At 68.6% G+C, this 17,858-nt stretch carries 13 protein-coding genes and 1 pseudogene; 9 read left to right on the top strand and 5 right to left on the bottom strand.

Features of this window, described 5'->3' with window-relative positions:
• Positions 1–135: 135 nt before the first annotated feature.
• Both OG389_RS00790 and OG389_RS00785 read right to left on the bottom strand, forming a co-directional pair.
• Positions 136–2,664 (bottom strand): LamG-like jellyroll fold domain-containing protein, encoded by a 2,529-nt coding sequence (locus OG389_RS00790; RefSeq protein WP_328296480.1) that lies wholly within the window; start codon positions 2,662–2,664, stop codon positions 136–138.
• Between the two features lie 322 nt (positions 2,665–2,986).
• Complete coding sequence (locus tag OG389_RS00785) at positions 2,987–3,157, bottom strand: hypothetical protein (RefSeq protein ID WP_328296479.1); 171 nt, start codon at positions 3,155–3,157, stop codon at positions 2,987–2,989.
• A 556-nt stretch (positions 3,158–3,713) separates the two neighbouring features.
• Between OG389_RS00785 and OG389_RS36675 the strand changes: the two genes are divergently transcribed.
• The 3 genes and pseudogenes from OG389_RS36675 to OG389_RS00775 all read left to right on the top strand — a co-directional run bounded on the left by OG389_RS36675 (position 3,714) and on the right by OG389_RS00775 (position 5,093).
• A complete protein-coding gene (locus OG389_RS36675) occupies positions 3,714–4,313 on the top strand; it encodes a YaaC family protein (RefSeq protein ID WP_443059183.1) in 600 nt (199 codons plus the stop codon).
• Positions 4,306–4,458, top strand: a pseudogene (locus OG389_RS00780) (IS5 family transposase); the annotation flags it as partial. The gene OG389_RS36675 and the pseudogene OG389_RS00780, both read left to right, overlap by 8 nt.
• A 278-nt stretch (positions 4,459–4,736) precedes the next feature.
• The gene (locus OG389_RS00775) at positions 4,737–5,093 is read left to right on the top strand and encodes a hypothetical protein (RefSeq protein WP_328296478.1); all 357 of its coding nucleotides are present in this window, start codon (positions 4,737–4,739) and stop codon (positions 5,091–5,093) included.
• A 96-nt stretch (positions 5,094–5,189) separates the two neighbouring features.
• On the opposite strand, the gene OG389_RS00770 is transcribed toward OG389_RS00775, so the two are convergent.
• Entirely contained in the window at positions 5,190–6,659 is a 1,470-nt protein-coding gene (locus OG389_RS00770; RefSeq protein ID WP_328296477.1) for a phosphatidylinositol-specific phospholipase C domain-containing protein, read from the bottom strand.
• 296 nt (positions 6,660–6,955) lie between these two features.
• Between OG389_RS00770 and OG389_RS00765 the strand changes: the two genes are divergently transcribed.
• Together OG389_RS00765 and OG389_RS00760 are read left to right on the top strand one after the other, a co-directional pair.
• Positions 6,956–9,382, top strand: coding sequence for an NB-ARC domain-containing protein (locus OG389_RS00765; RefSeq protein WP_328296476.1), 2,427 nt, complete (start codon positions 6,956–6,958; stop codon positions 9,380–9,382).
• A 47-nt stretch (positions 9,383–9,429) separates the two neighbouring features.
• The gene (locus OG389_RS00760; protein WP_328303415.1) at positions 9,430–9,561 is read left to right on the top strand and encodes a transposase; all 132 of its coding nucleotides are present in this window, start codon (positions 9,430–9,432) and stop codon (positions 9,559–9,561) included.
• Positions 9,562–9,936: 375 nt separating this feature from the next.
• Here the strand turns inward: OG389_RS00760 and OG389_RS00755 are convergent, their stop codons facing one another.
• Positions 9,937–10,269 (bottom strand): STAS domain-containing protein, encoded by a 333-nt coding sequence (locus OG389_RS00755; RefSeq protein WP_328296475.1) that lies wholly within the window; start codon positions 10,267–10,269, stop codon positions 9,937–9,939.
• 777 nt (positions 10,270–11,046) lie between these two features.
• Between OG389_RS00755 and OG389_RS00750 the strand changes: the two genes are divergently transcribed.
• A complete protein-coding gene (locus OG389_RS00750) occupies positions 11,047–11,910 on the top strand; it encodes a C40 family peptidase (RefSeq protein WP_328296474.1) in 864 nt (287 codons plus the stop codon).
• A gap of 66 nt (positions 11,911–11,976) precedes the next feature.
• Positions 11,977–12,360 carry a hypothetical protein gene (locus OG389_RS00745; RefSeq protein ID WP_328296473.1) on the top strand — a complete coding sequence of 128 codons (384 nt, stop codon included), beginning with the start codon at positions 11,977–11,979 and terminating at the stop codon, positions 12,358–12,360.
• Positions 12,361–12,654: 294 nt separating this feature from the next.
• Here OG389_RS00745 and OG389_RS00740 read toward each other — a convergent pair whose 3' ends face one another.
• Positions 12,655–12,795, bottom strand: a complete 141-nt coding sequence (locus OG389_RS00740) for a hypothetical protein (protein ID WP_328296472.1) — start codon at positions 12,793–12,795, stop codon at positions 12,655–12,657.
• 554 nt (positions 12,796–13,349) lie between these two features.
• On the opposite strand from OG389_RS00740, the gene OG389_RS00735 reads away from it, so the two are divergent.
• Positions 13,350–14,774: a M1 family metallopeptidase gene (locus OG389_RS00735; RefSeq protein ID WP_328296471.1), complete on the top strand. Its 1,425-nt coding sequence runs from the start codon at positions 13,350–13,352 to the stop codon at positions 14,772–14,774.
• 398 nt (positions 14,775–15,172) lie between these two features.
• Positions 15,173–17,554: a LamG-like jellyroll fold domain-containing protein gene (locus OG389_RS00730; RefSeq protein WP_328296470.1), complete on the top strand. Its 2,382-nt coding sequence runs from the start codon at positions 15,173–15,175 to the stop codon at positions 17,552–17,554.
• Positions 17,555–17,858 lie beyond the last annotated feature (304 nt).

Genomic DNA, 17,858 nt, shown 5'->3' with positions numbered 1-17,858 from the left:
GACTGGTCATCGGCCGCCGACTCCGGGCCCCCGCTTCGGACGGTTTGGCCATGTCCTAGCTGGTCACAGGTGCAACCCCGCCATGATCGGAGTTGCACCGTCTCTTTTGCGGTCCCGCGCGGCTTGGCAACGTCACTAGGGGGTGAGGGCTTTGACCTCGGCGAGTGAGAGGTAGCCGGTGCCGGCGAGCTGGATCATGACGTAGCGGCCTGTGCGGGACACGGGGATGGTGACGGATGCCCCTGCGGGGGTGGTTTGATGGCTGGACCAGACGCCGGTGCGGGCGGCCTGCTGAGCGGGCGTGAGTCCCGAGGTGAAGGGTGTGTCGGAGACGAACACCCAGTAGTCGGTGAGGCGTTCGCTGCAGCAGTCGGTGCGATTGCTGATCTCGATGGCCTGTAGCGTCCGGCTTGCTCCGAGGTCGGTCTGCCACCAGGGGGACGCTTCGAGTGCGGTGTGGGACACGGAGCCGGCCGTCCAGTTTCCGTTGGTGTCGCCGTCCACGGCTCGGGTGGCGGATGCGCCGGAATAGGTGGAGGACTGGCTGGCGGTACGTCCGGAGAGCACATAGTGGTCGGTGACTTGCCGGGGGGTGAGCGCCGTGGGGTAGACCGCGGTTTCGTCGATTTCACCGGTGAACGATGCCTTCGACGGGTTGCCCGGACCGACTTGCCAGCCAGCCAGTGCATCGGGGACGCCTCCCCCCACGATCCAATAGCCCAGGTAATCGGCGCTGGTGGTCACCTGCCGGTTGGCCGCCTCCAATACGCCGTCCACGTACAGACTCATTCCGAAAATGGGGCTCTGGGCGGCGACAACATGGTGCCACTTGCCGTTGTTGAGCGCCCCGAGGCTGCGGATGGTCCGGTTCGTACCGCTGAGTACTCCGAACGACACATGCCCGTCATTGCTCATGAAGAGGTGCTTGTCCGTGGTGCGGCCCAGCATGAAGTTGTTGCTGTCGAACCCGATGAGCTTGCCACCGGATGTCGTGGTCGTCCTGAACCACGTCTCGACCGAGTATGCGGCCGGAGTCTGGCTGGGGTGTTCGCTGTAGGTGTGCCCGTCGGTGCCGAGGTAGCCGGCGGCCGCATTGAACCCGTTGACACCGTTGGGGGTCGTCACGCCGAGCTTGACGCCGCCCTTGTGGATGCCGCTGTTGCCGTTCCCCGAGGCATCGGCTGCGAAGGTGCCTGCCGTTTCATCGAACCGCCAGTACTGGCTTGCCCCGTCTGCGACGACACGTGCTGCGTACGGGTCGGCAGCTGCGGCGGGTTTGACCTTGGCGGGCGCGGAGAGTGCACTGGTATTCGTGCCGTCACTGGCCGTGATCCGGTAGGTGTACGTCGTACCGGGTGTGACGTTGGTGTCGCTGAAGGTCAGCTGGGGCCGGTTCCAGGGGGAGGACGAGCCGGTGACGGTGTAGACCGGCGTGCTGGAGCCGTTGCGGTAGACGCGGTAGGTGAGGTCGCTGTTGTCGAGGTCGATGCTGGACTGCCAGCGAACGTCGATCTTGCCCGGAGTGGTACTGGAGACGCTGGCCTGCGGGACCGACGGCGCCCCTCTGTCCTGGGCCCCGGAGAAGCGGGTCAGCCCCTGCTGCAGCTTGCCGTTGACCTTGGTGAACTCCCCGCCCACCCACATGTAGTCGGTGTCGTTCTTGGGTGCGACGGCAAGAACCCGGGGGCCGATACCCTCCCCGAGCCCGTCGTTGGTGTCGGGAAGCCAGCCGAGGATGGGCCCCGGACTGCCCACGGGCTGGGCCAGCAAGTGCTGGCGCTCCCACCTTTCGGTGAACTCGTCCAAACCGCGGCAGTCGTGTACGTGCGAGGCCGAGTAGAGCACGCCCTTGTAAGCCTCGACGGCCTGCGTGGCGCCGAAACAAGTGTCCCGCCAACGCTCATTGAAACTACCGAGATCGAAAGCCATCCGTCCGTCGTACGGAATGGGGTCGTTCGGTCGAGTCGGCAGGCTGAGGTTCTCCATGGCGGTATAGAAGCCGGTGGAATCAGTGGAGATGTCCTTCACCCTCATGTTGCGGGCGAGGAACCCGGCCGGATAGGCCTTGGTCAGAGCCCCGCTGGTGCTGGACACGACGGCAAGGGCCTGGGAATCGCGGCCATTTACAGTGAAGAAATCACCGCCCAGGATGACGTTTTGCCCATCCGGAGTCACCTCGATTGCCCGGGCAGACATATCCGCATTCGCCGTCCAGGAGCGCAGTGCCGCGGATGCGGTGGTAACCGAAGCAAAGTAGCGGCGGGGCTGCCCAGCGACACTGGTGAAGTCGCCTCCGAGGTAGACCTCATCCTGGGTGACGGCCAGGGCCCGGACGGTGGCGTTCACCGAAGGTTGGAAATTCGCCCTGGGTTTGCAGGTGGCGATGTCGATGGCTGCCAGATTGCTGGTGGCGACACCGTTGACGGCACCGAACCGACCACCGGCGTAGAGAGTCTTGTGGTCCGGTGACACTGCCAGCGCTCGCACGGTCGCCAGTCCGGAACCCACTGTGAACGACAGTGTGCAGGAGGTCGGCTGTCCGGTCGCAGCGTCCAGAGCAACGAAATTGACCGCTGGCGTTTCACTGTCGCCGGCCGCTGCGCCGGGTGGCCTGACAGTGGAGAACGTGCCGCCTGCGAAGACCACGCCATCGGCCTGGGCCATCGCCCATACGATTCCGTTGGGCTGCCAGGTGGGCAGCTCATCTGCTGTGATCGGAACTGATGGAACGGGAGCAGCAGCCGCTAGGCCGCCGCCCAGTCCTGTCGGCAGTACTGCCGACAGTGACAAGGCTACCCAAGCCCCGATCGATCGTATGAACATACCCGCCCCCTTGTGTGTCTCGCATCGCAGAACTAGCAGCAGAATGCGTTGTGTTTGGTTTCCGTGTCAGTGTTTGCCGGCCTCTGGCCGCTTTCTGCATTCGATCTCGGGGCGACGCGCCGAAGCCTTTCGGTTCCACGTGTGGTCGCTGCCGACTGCCCCTTTACGTCAGCAGGCTTTTGTACTCGGGGCAGAGATGGGTGATGGCATCCCGGGCACCCGAGATTTCCCCGGCCTGGATGGCGCTGATGGCCGCTTTGCGGTCGGTGCGCACGAAGAACCCGATGCGGTCGCACGTCTCGTGGCCCGATTCGGCGATGGCTGCCGGATCCACGCCTTCGGGGACTCGCCTGGCCAGGTAACTCTTCTCGCCCTCGGTGAAGGATCCAGTGGCTGGGGTGGGGTCGGGTTTCGGTGCCCGGGAACCTGACGGGAGCTTGCTGAGGCTCTCCGTCGTACGACCTGCGGGGGCAGGTTCGGACCCAGACCGAGTGGCGGACGCTGACGGTCCCGCGGTAGCCGAAGCCGACTCGCCCCGCACCCCTCCTCCGGCGCAGCCGCTCACCAGGATCACAGCTGCGGCGAAACAGGAGACCAGCAAGCCGTTGGTCACCGTGCCCCTTGCGGGCTTACGAATCATCGTCATGCTCCTGAATTTCGAGGCCCCAAGGCTCGTGCACGGCGTGGCCTGATCCATGGCTGACGCCATGGGCCGGCAGGCGAGCGTCGACGGGCCAACTCGTATCCGCGCGCCACGGCACCCCGACACCGCATTCTTCGCCCGGCCGGGCCCGCTTCTTCGCTTACTCACAGCACATTCGCTAACCGAGCAGAGTTAAACACACACTCGGCATGATCTTTATGTGTGGTGAAGAAATTGGAGATTCCTCATGATTTATATGTGTAGTGCGGAAATTTATGATTCCTCATGGGCGCGGCCTGGGTTACACGGTCCCCTGGGCACAAGACTGGTGGTGCCAGTGTCAGGTGTGTCAGTCGGCAAGAGCAGCGACGCTATCTCGCACCGTGAACCGGTGTGCGTGTGGAGGGCTCGCTTCCGTGGGACTACCAGCGCATCGTCACCGCCGTGCGGCAAGCCACCGGACGGGTGCCGTACGCGGGCCCTGGGGAGCGTGGGAGCAGCCACGAGCGAGCCGGCCGGCCCACCCGGCGGCGGAGCGCGCCGGAGCACCTGTGCGGCGGCTTTGGAACGTGCGGAGCAGATGTTCCGTGCGGCCACGGTGGTGAGGTCAGCGACCCGGCCGCTCCAGGTCTTCTACGGCTTGCGTCAGGCCGGCCGCGCCATCGCCGCTGCGGCGGTTGACTACAAGGGGACGGAGCAGCGGCTCGTCGGGGGCGCGGTATCAAGGAGACCGGCTTCGATGGACCCTTCGCCGACATGGGGATCCGCACCGGCCCCACGACGTCGAGCGGCAGTTTTGAACGGATGGGCCAGCTGCCGTGGGTGGGTAGCTCGGAGTGGTGCCTGAACGTCGCCGACACCCCGCTGACTTGCCCGATGCCCGGTGGGAGTTGGTTGAACCGGTCCTGATCGCGTAGCGGTCCGAGCGCCGCGCCCGCGGCCTGGACATCGGCCGACCACCGGATCACGACCTGCGCAGCCTGCTGGACGCGCCCGCGGCACCCTCGCACGCGGCGCCCGCCCCCACCCCGGCGCGCTGACCCCCGACCCTCAGCACCGCCTACACCGCCGGGGCATCTTCAGGGGGCTACCTGGCCACCCAGCTGCACGCCACCTGTTCCGACGTGGCCGCCCCCTGCCGCCTGGTGGTCGCCCTGCGCGGCTGCAAGCAGGGCTACTCGTACCAGTGCCTCGGCACAACCTTCGTGGACACCGCACACCTCGACGTGCACGCGGACACAAACGGTCTGCTGGTCTCTACCCGCAGGCGATGCCGACCGGCACCCTCGACAACCCCAACGGCTGCTGGAACTGGTCGGGCTACCTCGGCGACACCGCCTACGCGCACCACGGCGGGAAGCAGGTTGAGGCCATCATGAACAAGGTCCGCGCCCTTGGCGGCGGCGGAACCGAGACGCCTGCCCCGACCAGCGTCACCCCCACGTCGGTGGACGCCCAGGACGGCTACGTGAAGGCCGCCCCCGACGGCGTTCCACGGACTGCTCCGCCACGACCCCGGCCGTTCTGGACCGCACCGGCACCGCCCAGCTCCGGCTGCGGTTCGCCACCCCCCCCCGGAGCGCGACGGCGTACCCCTTCCTCGCCACCGCGCCCCGGCCCGCGCTGACGGTCGAGTACCGCCGGCGGACACGGGAACGGCCCGGTCCGGCACCACCCCCGTGCGGTGCCGGACCGGGCCGACCGGTCGTACGTCGGTCCGTCGTCAGCGTTTGGGGCAGGCGGCCTGGGTGACCTTGCCGGCCTTGCCCGTCGACGTGCCCGGGTCCAGGGTCAGGCACTTGCCGGTCCACTGGTTGATGAAGTAGTAGCCGTGCGACTGTCCGTTGCTGTCGGTGTTGGTCGGCATGACGTTCCACAGCTGGCTGCCGGAGAACCACTTGGTCTCGCAGGGCCACCAGAAGAGCTGCGTGCCGTCGCCGGGCGGGGTTCCGTTGTTGTACGGAACGGTCAGGCAGGAGCCGTTGCCCGCCTTGATCCAGTAGTGGCCCTTGCCGTCGTAGTTCGGCTTGGTGGCCGTCCACTGGTGGCTGCTGGGCGCCGGGTTCGCGCAGGCCCGCTGAGTGACCAGGCCGCCGGAGCCGTCGGGGAACTCGTCGCCGCGCACCATGCAGCGGTTGGTGCCGTAGGTGCTGACGTACTGCTTGGCGTCGTTGACGGTCCACACCGCGGGGTCGGGTTCGAAGACGTAGTTGTCGCGGTTGAGCTCATCGACCACCGACACGGGCGTGAGGCCCGAGTTGTCGGAGAGCTGGTAGTGGTCCACGGCGACGAAGTTCGGGTTGCGGCCGCCCGCGGCGGGCCGGCACGACTTCTCGATCCGGCTCTTGAGCTGGGTGCCGTTGTCGATCTTGGCGTAGGCCTTCGGGTCGAGGTTGTCCGAGCTGAACTGGTTCATGGTGAACAGCGGAGTGAGGCCGGTCGTCCCCGGCATCGGGTTCGTGTTCAGCGCATTGTCGTTCCGCGACTCGCAGCCGAACGGCTGCCCCTTGCCGTAGCTGTACCGGTTCTCCACGGTGTGCGACCAGGTGTTCATCAGGGTGCCGGAGCCGGCGGCCACGTCGCCCCAGCTGTCCTGGAAGATCACCAGGCGCTGGTTGGCGGAGACCATGTCCTTCAGCCGCGGCCAGTTGCTGCTGAAGATGCCCCAGTCGTTCTGGTCGAAGAGCATCTTGCCGGCGCCCTTGGCGTCCAGCAGGTCGGTAATGGTCTTGCTGAGCGTCTCGCGGCTCGCGTAGTTCTCCAGGAAGATCGTCACCACTTCCTGCGGGTTCTTCTGCAGGAAGTTCACGACGGTCAGCAGCGCGGAGTTGAACTGCTCGTAGCACAGGGACGTGCCGCCGTGGCACAGCTCGACGGGACCGGTGCCCTTGGGGTCGTACGTGTCGAGCATCAGCCCGCGCACTCCGCCCTCGAGCTGTTCCTTGATGTTCTGCGACTGGTTCGGCGGAACCGGCCAGTGCATGTCGGTGTTGGCGAAGGCGTTGTGCGAAGTCACGAACGACCACTGGTGGTAGCGCGCGTTCCCGTACTTGCTGCTCGCCGCCACCGCCCCCGTGGGAGCCGTCAGCACCGAGGCCAGGACGAGGAGCGGGAGCACCGGCAGGGCGAGCAGGCGCAGCAGGCGAGCACGGCGGTCGGCGCCCGGACGGGGCGCGGTACCACTGGTTCTCATTGTGAAATTCCCCTGGAAGAAGCGGCCGCCGGCGACCGCGGGCACGGTACGGGGCGACCGGGTGTACGGAGGTCCCCCCGCGCCCGGCGCGCAGCCTCACGCGGGAGCGCGGGCGGAGCGGCGACGGACCGGCCCCGGGCGGGCTGGTCGGGCCTCTCCCGGGTCGCCCCAGCCAACCGCGGCCGGCCGACCCGGACCAGGCAGTTCCACCGGCAGAAGTACGGTCCTGCATACTTTTGCCGGACGAGAGGACCGGCGGACCGGCCGGTCCGCGCGGCACCGGGGGACAAGCGGGCATGGGGACGGACACACCGGCCACCGGCGGGTTCGGCGAGCACCTGCTCCGCCTGCGCACGGACGCCGGGCAGAGCCAGGAGGAGCTGGCGCACGCCGCGGGGGTGAGCGTGCGGGCCCTGTCGGACATGGAGCGCGGCCGGTCCCGGGGGCCGCAGCGGCGCACCGTGGCGGCCCTGGCCGCGGCGCTGGGGCTGGACGCGACCGGCACCGAGGAACTGGAACGGGCCGCCAGCCGGGGACGGCCCCGCGCGCGCCGGGCCGGGGGTGAGCCGGCGGCCGGCTCGTACGCGGGCGCCGGCCCGGCGGGGGAGGCCGGTGGGAAGCCGGCGGCCGAGCCGTCCGAAGGCGCCGGCCCGGCGGGCGCCACCGCCGCGGACCCCGCCTTCCGCCACACCCTCGCGCTCCCGCGCGACCTGCGCGACTTCACCGCCCGCGGGCCGGCCCTGGCGCGGGTGGCGGCCCTGGCCGAGCAGTCCGACCCCGGCCGTCCGCCGGTGGCGGTGGTCTGCGGGCAGCCCGGCCTGGGCAAGACCGCCTTCGCCGTGCACGCCGCCCACACCCTGGCACCCCACTTCCCCGACGGGCAGTTCCACCTCGACCTGCGCGGCATGGACCTGCAACCCACCCCACCCCGCGAGGCCCTCGCCCGCCTGCTACGCGCCCTCGGCGCCACCGACGTACCCGCCGACACCGACGACCGCAGCGGCCTCCTGCGCTCCCTCCTGCGCGACCGACGCGTCCTGCTCCTGTTGGACAACGCCGCGGACGAGAACCAGGTACGGCCCCTGTTGCCCGGCGAGGGCGCCTCCCTCACCCTCGTCACCAGCCGCCACGCCCTCGCCGGCCTCGAAGCCGTCCACCGCACCGAACTCGCCCTGCTCCGCCGCGAAGAAGCCGTCGAACTCCTCACCCGCATCATCGGCCCCCACCGCGTCACCCAAGAAGCCCAAGCCGCCCGCGACCTCGCCGAACTCTGCGGCCACCTCCCCCTCGCCGTCCGCATCGCCGGACAACGCCTCGCCGCCCGCCCCACCGAACACATCACCAAACTCGCCACCCAACTGGCCGGACAAGGCTGTCGCCTCGACACCCTGAAGGCCGGTTCACTCGAGGTCCGGGCCGCCTTCGCCCTCTCCTACCGGCAACTGAGCCCGCAGGCACGGACCGTCTTCCGACGCTCCTGCCTGGCCGACGGCCCCGACTTCAGCCCCCGGACCGCCGCCCTCCTGGCCGACCTGCCCACCCGAACGGCCGCCCGGTATGCCGAGGACCTGGTCGACGCCGGCCTCCTCCAGTCCCACCCCACCGCTGACCGCTACCGCTACCACGACCTCCTGCGCCTGTTCGCCGCCGAGCAGTTGGCCGAGGAGGACGGGCCCGAGGAGATCGCCGCCGCCGAGGACCGGGCTGCCCGCTGGACGCTGCGCCGGGCCACCGCCGCCGCCCTGCACTTCGAGGCCGAGTACGTGTCGGCCGCCGACCAGGGTGACGCGGAAGGCGACCCCGACCCGGCCACCGCGCCGGTCGGCCGCGACCAGGCCCGGGCCTGGCTGGAGGAGGAACGGGCCCAGTGGCTCGGGGCCCTACGTCACGCCCAGTCGACCGGCCGTCACCGGCAGGTCGTCGACGCGGCGGAGGCGATGCACTGGTTGTCCGACGCCACCATGGACTGGGAGCTGTGGGCCGAGGTGTTCCGGCGGGCCGCCGACTCCGCCCGGGCGCTGGGCAGCACCCGTGAGGTGGCCGTGCAGCTGAACTACCTCGCCTGGGCCAGCAACATGTGCGTCTTCGACTACGTCGGAGCGCTGGCCGCCGCGGACACCGCGCTGGAGGCGGCCCGGGAGGCGGGCGACGAGCTCCAGGTGGGCTGGGCGCTGGGGTACGGCGCGGGGGCGCTCCAACGGCTCGGTCGGACCGGTGAGTCCGTCGCCCGGCTGCGGTCGTCGGTCGCCCAGTTCGCCGGGCTGTCCTGCGGCGAGAGCAGGCTGGCCGAACTCACCGCCCTCAACGCGCTGGGCCAGGTCCTGCGCATGGACGGCTGGCCTGAGGAGGCACTGGCCATCCACCGCCGCAGCGAGGCGCTCTGCCGGGCGGGCATCCCGGGGCGGCCGACCGGAGTAAGCAATTCCTACCTGGCCCTGGTCACCCAGTACGTCGGCAACGACCTGGCCGCGCTCGGCCGGTGGAGCGAGGCGGAAGCCCCGCTGCGTGAGGTGCTGACCCTTCGTGCGGCGAACCCGATGTCCTTCTGGAGCGAGACCGCCCGGCTCGAGCTGGGCGTCGTCCTGCGTCACCTCGGCCGTCACGAGGAGGCCCGGGAAACCCTGACGGCCGCCCACGAAGCCCTGGTCCGGCTGAACCACCCCCGGCAGCTCGAAGCCGCCGCCGAGCTCAGCACTCTGGAAGCCGCCGTCAGCACCGCCTAGAGGGCGTTTCGAAAGGGTCGGCATTGGGGCCGTTGTTGCCCGTCACGGTGCTGGGCCGGCCACCGTTGTGCCGGCGGCGGTCGATCGACGGGATCTGCTGGCGGGTGCGGACCGGGGCCCCGTGGCGGGATTCGCCGGACGGCTCCGGCCCTTGGCATCCGGCGCCGCTGGCAGCGTGATGGAGTCTGGTCGGCGGTCCTGACCGGGTTGCAAGCGCGGGCGGACGCGGCCGGGTCCAAGTCCATGCGCAGTTCGGTCTCACTGATGGCCGCTTGGTTCCCTGGGCCACCGAGGGCAGCGAAAACGCTCGAGACCCGCTGGATTGACGGCTGCGACGACCAATACCGTGCAGCCCGCTGTGCCAGCGCGCGTGGAGCTGCTTGGCCGGAGGCCCGGGCTCCCGCCCGCCCCAGATCTCCCAATGGAACAGGCGGTCCCGGGTCCAGGGCAATGTGGCGGCCGTGAACTGTCTGGCCGGCCGCGCATTGTCCTGGACGACCTGGTCCGCGTCCGGGGCCGTTCCGGGTGGGCCGATGAACTGCTGGGGTCGGCGGTCAGGTGATGGGGAAGAGTCGGCGGGCTCCGGTCAGTTCGAGGAGTTTGACGAAGCGCTGGTTGGGGGCGTGGAGGACGATGCGCCGGCCGTGCTCCTGGGCGGTGCGGTGGCCCTGGAGGAAGGCGCTCAGGCCGGAGGAGTCGCAGAAGGTGAGCTCGCTCAGGTCGAGGACGACTTCGGGCGGGCAGTCGGGCTGGGTGATCAGGGTGCGCAGTGCTTCTTCGAGGAGCGGTGCGCGGTCGATGTCCATCTCGCCGCCGACGTGCACGAACGCTTGCTGCTCTTGTTTGTCCACCTCTACGGGCGGGGTGGGATCCTGCTCATGGTCCATGGGTCCAGGGTAGAAGGCGGGGGAGGGCGCTTCCGGGTCAGCACGGCGCGCCGCCTGTCGGCTTCCGGGGCCGGTGGGTGGTGCACCGGCCCCGGAGGGGGACGAGATCCCGGGCACCCGCTGAAGCGCGTATGTCCGGCGGAGACGACGGTTCCTCTTGCCCTGGCGTTCGTCGGCCCCACGGCGGGCTCCGCTCTCGGCTACGACCCCGGACCGGGCGGCCGTATCGGAGGTGGCCCACGGTCACGCCGCAGTGGCCGTCACCCATCCGCCCTACCCCGACCTCGCCCTGCTCTTCGCGGGCACCTCGCCACGCGGCCGACCCAACCGCCACGGACCACAGGAGGGTCTACTCGCCGGGTGACGCCGGGGCGTGGCTGGAGAGCCTGGCGCCCTGGGAAGATCGCGGACTTCGCAGGGGAGGGCGGAGGAGGCGGACGCGGGCGTGCTGCAGGACTACGCGGAGGCCAAGCAGGTCACGCCGATCGCGCGCCGGGCGGTCGGACTGGAAAGCGGGAGCGGAACGCCGCACCACGCGGCGGAGCGGGCCGGCGGGCTGCCGGATGACGTCGGGCTGACAGCTCATCAAAAGCCCTGGTGGTGCGGGGTTTCCCAAGAGGTTTCCCGTTTCCCGTTCCATTGGGCGACCCGCGCTTCCTCGACAGGGAGGGGTGCCCGGCCGCAGGCTCGAAGTGCCCGGCGTACGGCCGGCAGTGCTCGGTGCGACGAGCACGACGACCCGCAGGACACCCGGCGACGGGGACGGGGGAACGGAACATGACGATGCGGCGAACGGTCGGAGCGGCGGTGGCTGCGGTAGCACTGCTGGTCGCCGTAGGAGGTACTGCCGGTACGTCGGCTGCCGCGGCACAAGCACCGGCCCCGGCACCGGCCGCAGGGACCTGCGACGTGCTCGCGCCCGGGGCCTCGGCGATGGCGGAGGGGGCCGTACGGGCCGCGTGTGAACAGATCGGCGTCTGGTACACCTGGGGCGGAGGCCACGGGCCGCAGCCGGGACCGACGTACGGTCAGATCGACCCGAGCGATCCGGACAGCGCTCACGACCCGGAGCGGCTCGGCTTCGACTGCTCGGGTCTGGTCCGCCACGCCTACGCCCGGGCGGCCGGTGGAGACCCGCTGGCCGGCAACGCCTATCACCAGTTCCACTCGCCGCAGGTGCACCAGCGGTTCACGGCGGCGCAGGGAACCGCGCCGCTGCTGCCGGGCGACCTCCTGGCCTGGGGGTCGGCGGGCTCCATCCACCACGTCGCCGTCTACCTGGGCGCGGGGAGGATGGTCGAGGCCCGGGAATCGGGCACCCGGATCACCGTCAGTGACGTACGGCTGGGCGGGGACTACGCGGGAGCGGTCCGTATCGCCGCGTCGGCCGCCCCCGGCACGTTCAGCACCTGGGGCACCGATGTATGGACCCACCAGGAGCCGTCCACCACGAGCCCGCGGGTTCACCGGTTCACCGGACCGACGCTGGTGCGCATCGAGTGCCAGAAGCACGCCGAGCCGGTGACGGCCGAGGGCTATACCAACGACGCTTGGTCCTACCTGCCCGAGTACGGGGCGTGGATCACCAACATCTACATCAAGGGCGCTGCCTGGCTGGACGGCGTACGCACCTGCCCCTGAGCACCACTTCCGAAGCCCTGTCGACACTTTCATCACGCGGCTCCCGAGTCGCTCATAGGAGGAAGCATGTCCGCACGCAAGCAGATCGCTCTGGGTATCGCCGCCGCCGCGCTGGCAGGCAGCATGATCACCGTGACCGGGCCCGCCGCGGCGACGCCTGCCACCGGGAAGGGCGTGGCCGCCGAGTGCGGCGTCCGCGCCGACGGAAAGCTGTGGTGCGGCAACAGGGCCGGCGCCAAGGGCTACGAGCACCGCCGCTACAACTCCGCGGTGCGGGGGCCGCTGAACACCGGCTTCAGCTGGTTCCAGTGCTGGGGCCGCGGCGACCAGCACGGGGGCGGCAACAACGTCTGGTACTGGACCCAGCTCGACAACGGCCAGTGGGGCAATGTCGCAGCCGTCGACGTCCACACGTCGGTCGATCCCGCACCGGGCCTGCGCGAGTGCTGATGCGCGGCCGGGAGCGGGGGCTCGGAGCAGGCCGGCCCGCTGGAGGAGAAGGGCGCTCTGGACCCGCTTGTTGAGGCCGAGCTTGGTGAGACGCGGGAGCGGCGGCGACCAGGGCGGAAGGTAGGTGTGCGGCAAGGTCGGCCCCGGCCGGCCCAGCGGTCAGGGGAGCGTGGGCACCCCGGACTGGGCCGAATGTGCGTCGGGCGCTGCCCGGGTCATGCCGAATTGGCTGACACACCGCCAGCAGGCGGCGAATGGCCGGACCGATCACGGTCCGGCCATTCGCCGTCTTTGTCAGACCTCTGCCAGGCCGTCCATCACCGCGGCGGAGGCGGCGTCGAGGACGTAGGCGAACGCGTCGTGTACTCCAGTGTGCTCTCGGGGGTGGCGTCCGGTGCGCAGGCGGGTGAGGTCACTGTTCGTTGATGCCTCCACTGACCCTCATTGAGGGTCCTCGTCGCACCCGCCACTGTCTTCCATTCAAAATATTGCATGATGAGGTAAAATTCCGGCTCTTTATGTATTATATGCAGTTTTATGCGAGTGTCCACCGTCGTTAACGAGGCCGGGCCGACCCCTGGTGGCCTTGACGGACGTGCTTGACACCGGGGAGATGTGTCGGGGAGCATCCGTGTCCTGTCACCTTCACTCGCCGGACTATCGCGGCTGGTGACAGCTTTCTGAGGCAGTTGCCATGGAGTCGCATGGCGGCTTCGGCAGCACTGCCGAGGTTCTTTTGCGGGCGCCGGCGCGATCACCAACGGAGTCCACCACGACGCCGTAGTCGATGTCGCACACCGGCACCACCTCGCCCTCCGGATGGAGGGCAGGCCGCACAGGGAACGATCACGTCCGCACCGGGTCGAAGGTGTCCACACACAGCCCTCAGCGCTGCACGTGGAGGACATGTACATGGCTCGACCTGTTGCCACGAATACGGGCTGGGCAGCGCCGTACGCTGACCCACCCCAAAGCGCGGAGGGGTGCCTATGACGCCACACCAGCAGCATCCGGCAAAGTTCACCGCCACGCGTCGGCGGGGCGCTGTGGCCGGAGGTCTTCCTCTGGCCATCGTGGCCCTGCTGGCAACCGCGGCAGGCCCGGCGGCAAGCGCGACCGGCTTGGACGGGTTGGGAGACCCCTACTTCCCCTTGTCCGGGAACGGCGGCTACCACGTGCAGCACTACGACCTCACCCTCGGATACGACCCGGGGACCCGTCGCCTCAACGGCAATGCGGTGATCACGGCGAGTGCCACGCAGGCGTTGACCCGCTTCAACCTGGATCTCAACGGTCTGGAGATCACCTCCATCACGGTCGACGGCACCAAGGCCACCTTCCGTCGGACGGGCCAGGAGCTCGAAGTAACCCCGAAGCAGGCCCTGCCCAATGGGCAGGTGTTCCGCACCACCGTCGTCTACTCCGGAACGCCCAAGCCGGTGACTGACCCCGACGGCTCGTCGGAAGGGTGGATGACGACGGACGACGGTGCCTTCGTGGCCGGGGAGCCGCAGGGTGCCATGTCGTGGTTCCCCGCGAACAATCACCCCAAGGACAAGTCCACCTACGACTTCGCGATCACCGTCCCGCAGGGGCGGACCGCCGTGGCCAACGGGGTATTCGACGGGCAGACGACCGACAAGGGGCTTACGACCTTCCGCTGGCATCAGGCCGAACCCATGGCCGCCTACCTCGCTACGGCCACGGTCGGAAATTTCACGGTTGAGCAGTACACCACCGCGGACGGCATCAAGGTGTACAACGCCGTCGACTCCCGCGAAGCCGCGGCTGCGGCGCCCGTCCTCAAACAGCTCCCCGCGGTTCTGCAATGGGAGAGCAGCCTGTTCGGCCCGTACCCCTTCAAAGCGGCCGGATCCATCGTCGACCGTGCACCGAACGTCGGATACGCCCTGGAGACCCAGACGCGCCCCGTCTACGACAGTGCCCCGGACCTGACCACCCTGGTCCATGAAACCGCACACCAATGGTTCGGGAACTCGGTTTCGATCACCACGTGGAAGGACATCTGGCTCAACGAGGGCTTCGCGACCTATGCCGAGTGGCTCTACGCGGAGCAACACGGCGGACCGACTGCCCAGAAGAACTTCGACGCCAACTATGCCAAATCGGCAAAAGCGGACATCTGGAAGTTCCCCACCGCGGATCCCGGCAGCGCCTCACACATTTTCGACGAACCCGTCTACCTGCGCGGTGCCATGGCTCTGCACAAGTTGCGGCAGGCCGTCGGTGACAAGACGTTCTTCAGCATCCTGCGCCTCTGGGCCGACACCAACCGCGGGGGGAACGGAACCACCGCGCAGTTCATCAGCTTGGCGGAGAGCCAGTCCCGCATGGACCTCAGTCAACTCTTCCGCACCTGGATCTCCACGAGCGGCAAACCTGCAAAGCCCTGAGAGCTCGTAACCGGACCATGAGTCGGGCTTGCCGGGTTTCCCGGTCCACTCGCCCGTCCCGTCCGCCGCTCCATCACCGCCGCGTTGCTGTCCGGGGCCTTCGCCTGTGCCCCGGACGCCACGACATCGGGTTCGGCCGGCGCCCCGGTCGGCTTCCAGTCGCCGCCCCGGCAGCGACAGGAATCCTGACCAGATTTCAGTAGACGTGAAATTCGGAAGCCAGGGGTCGTGTCAATTCAATAACAGCCTGGTCGAAGTTCGGATCGAAAATATCCGGTCGTCCAAGTCGGTTACTTCAAATCATATTTGACATGCCATCAAATGTGATCAGCGAGCGCCAGGCGGGCGTCGCCGTATGGATTTGAATTCTTGGTACCTCCCTGTCGCGTGGCTCTGGCATGCTCTGGCAGATCCATTTCCTTCACGTAAAGATCTTTGAGGCGCGCATGAGTGACATAGGCAGCGAGCGGCGTGAGCACCGCGGGTCGGGCCGCGGTTCGGTGCTCCGCCGGCGCAGGCCCAGGGGGCTGGCGGCTGCCCTGGTCCTGTCGTTGGCTGGAGTCGCACTGGGCTTGGTACCGGTGTCGCAGGCTGTGGCCGTCACTCCACCGGTGTCGTTCACCGCCGACAATCTGCCCACCTGGCAGACCAACGGCATCGTGTGGGCGATGGCTCAGGTGAACGGGACCGTGTTCACGGGCGGTACCTTCTCGGAGCTCGACCCGCCGGCCGGTGCGTCGGGCGCCCCTCAGAGCGTCGTCAATTTCGCGGCGCTGGATGCCGCGACGGGCAACCCCACCTCGTGCCGACTCGCGTTCACGGTGAGCAGCGGCACGGCGACGGTGCGCTCGCTCGTCGTGTCGAAGGACGAGAAGACCTTGTACGTGGGTGGTCGGTTCGGTGAGGTCAACGGGGTCAAGGTCTCCAACGTCGCCGCGATCGACATCGCGGGCTGCGCGCCGAAGGCTTCGTTCCATCCGGGGTTCTCGGCGATGGTGCGGGGGCTGGCCGTCACGGGCGACACGTTGTACGCGGCGGGTGATTTCACCACCGTGCAGAGTCAGCCCCGTGGGAGCTTCGCGGCAGTCGATGCCGCGACCGGTGCTCTGAAGCCCTTCACGGCGAACGCCGATGATTCCGGCCGGGCGATCGAGGTCACCCCGGACGGGAAGAGCGTGTTGCTGGGGGGCGAGTTCTTCTCGCTGAACAAGGCGAGCAGTCATGCGCTCGCCGTGGCGGATGCGGTGTCCGGTGCGGTGAAGAAAACGTACGACACGATCGACCAGTTGTCGTGGGTGATGGACATCGCCGTCGATCAGGACGGTTTCTACATCGGCAGTCAGGGCAACGGTGGAGGCGTGTTCGACGGACGTGCCGCGTTCAGTCTCAGTGACTTCAGCGAGCGGTGGCGTGACCGGTGCCTGGGTGCGACGCAAAACGTACTGCCGTACGGCGGAGTGCTCTACGTCGCGTCGCACGCGCACGACTGCACCTTGGAGGGCGACTTCCCGGATGACGGGAAGCGCCGCTATCTGATGGCGCAGCCCACGCAGTACACGGGTGCGGCACCGGCTGCGGTGAACGGCTTCGTGCCCGCACCGCGGAAGCTGGGCTGGTTCCCCGCGGTCAACGGCGGTATCGGTGAGGGCATCGGTCCGCGGGTCATGACCGTCGCGCCGAAGGGCAACGCCGCGTACCTGTGGGTGGGCGGTGAGTTCACAACGGTCAACACCAAACCCCAGCAGGGACTGACCCGTTTCGCGTCCACCGGTGACGTCGGCGCGCCGACCGTCCCGGTCGCCAGCGCTGCCGCCATCGACCCCAAGGCGGTACAGGTCCGCTGGCGCACCAGCTTCGACCCCGACGACAGCAAGATCACGTACAAGATCTACCGCAACGGTGCCACCACCCCCATCCAGACCATGACCGCGGATTCCCTGGAGTTCGAGCGACGCCAGGCCTCCTGGGTCGACACCACGGTCGTGGCCGGACAGACCTATACCTACCGGGTCTCGGCGACCGACGGCGCGGGCAACGCCAGTGCCAAGTCCGCCGCCGTGTCCGTCACGGTTCCGACCGCGGTGGAGCCGTACCCGACCCAGGTGCGCGCGGACGGCGCCTCCTTGTACTGGCGCTACGACGACGTCGTCAGCCCCTACGTCGCGGACTCCTCCAACGGCGGCGAAACCAGCGGTATCCAGGTCAACGCACCGGCCTTGCGTCAGACACCCGGCGCGGTCGGTGGCAGTAGCACGGCCATGGGCTTCAACGGAACCGACCAGCAGGTCTACGGTGACCACCGCCAAACAGTGGGCCCCTCGTACAGTCTCGAAACCTGGTTCAAGACCAGCTCCACACGCGGCGGCAAACTCATCGGCTTCGGCGGCTCAACCTCCCAGGTCAGCTCCAGCTACGACAAGCACCTGTACTTGACCGACGAAGGTCGCGTGGTCGTCGGGGTGTACCCCGGCGCCGTGTACACCCTCTCCACGAGCGAGAGGTACAACGACAACCAGTGGCATCATGTCGTCGCGACCCAGGGCCCGGCCGGGCTGAAGCTGTACGTCGACGGAGTGCTCAAGGGCACACTGAACGTCGTCGGCCACTACGGCCACACCGGTTACTGGCACGTTGGCGCGGACAACCTCGGAGGGTGGCCGTTCCGTCCGTCGAGCGACTGGTTCGCCGGACAGATCGACGAAACCGCGGTCTACCCGACGGCACTCACCGCAGCCCAGATCAAGAACCACTACGACCTGGCGAAGGTGGCCTCGCGGTAACGCCGGCGCCGTGACAGCGTCGGCGATCCCCGAAGACGCCGGCCTGCCCTGACCACTTCCTCCAGCAGCACCAGCCGTACGACGGGGTCTCGAAGCGTCAATCGAGCGCCGTATCAGCCGGTCAAGCCCGTGGAGACCTGGCGATGGCATTGACCACAGCAGCAACGGCCCTGCTGATGCTGGCCTTCCTCTTCGGTGTGGGCGACGGGTCCGCGACCCCGGTCGAGCAAAGCCCTCAACATCCCGCAGGGACTGCTCTGCCCAGCGCGACGTCGACGGCCGGCTGAAAGAACCCAGGACTGGG

Origin of the sequence: Streptomyces sp. NBC_00435 (assembly GCF_036014235.1) — a bacterium.
GTDB lineage: Bacteria > Actinomycetota > Actinomycetes > Streptomycetales > Streptomycetaceae > Streptomyces.
Note: the sequence above shows the minus strand (reverse complement) of the source record. Positions and strands in the feature narration are given on the sequence as shown.

What these genes read in the sequence shown, in the direction of transcription:
- OG389_RS00770 (WP_328296477.1), bottom strand. Translation starts at nt 6,659, where the DNA reads ATGAGAACCAGTGGTACCGCGCCCCGTCCGGGCGCCGACCGCCGTGCT.
- OG389_RS00750 (WP_328296474.1), top strand. Translation starts at nt 11,047, where the DNA reads ATGACGATGCGGCGAACGGTCGGAGCGGCGGTGGCTGCGGTAGCACTG.
- OG389_RS00765 (WP_328296476.1), top strand. Translation starts at nt 6,956, where the DNA reads ATGGGGACGGACACACCGGCCACCGGCGGGTTCGGCGAGCACCTGCTC.
- OG389_RS00730 (WP_328296470.1), top strand. Translation starts at nt 15,173, where the DNA reads ATGCTCTGGCAGATCCATTTCCTTCACGTAAAGATCTTTGAGGCGCGC.
- OG389_RS00735 (WP_328296471.1), top strand. Translation starts at nt 13,350, where the DNA reads ATGACGCCACACCAGCAGCATCCGGCAAAGTTCACCGCCACGCGTCGG.
- OG389_RS00755 (WP_328296475.1), bottom strand. Translation starts at nt 10,269, where the DNA reads ATGGACCATGAGCAGGATCCCACCCCGCCCGTAGAGGTGGACAAACAA.
- OG389_RS00745 (WP_328296473.1), top strand. Translation starts at nt 11,977, where the DNA reads ATGTCCGCACGCAAGCAGATCGCTCTGGGTATCGCCGCCGCCGCGCTG.
- OG389_RS36675 (WP_443059183.1), top strand. Translation starts at nt 3,714, where the DNA reads ATGATTTATATGTGTAGTGCGGAAATTTATGATTCCTCATGGGCGCGG.
- OG389_RS00775 (WP_328296478.1), top strand. Translation starts at nt 4,737, where the DNA reads ATGCCGACCGGCACCCTCGACAACCCCAACGGCTGCTGGAACTGGTCG.
- OG389_RS00790 (WP_328296480.1), bottom strand. Translation starts at nt 2,664, where the DNA reads ATGGCCCAGGCCGATGGCGTGGTCTTCGCAGGCGGCACGTTCTCCACT.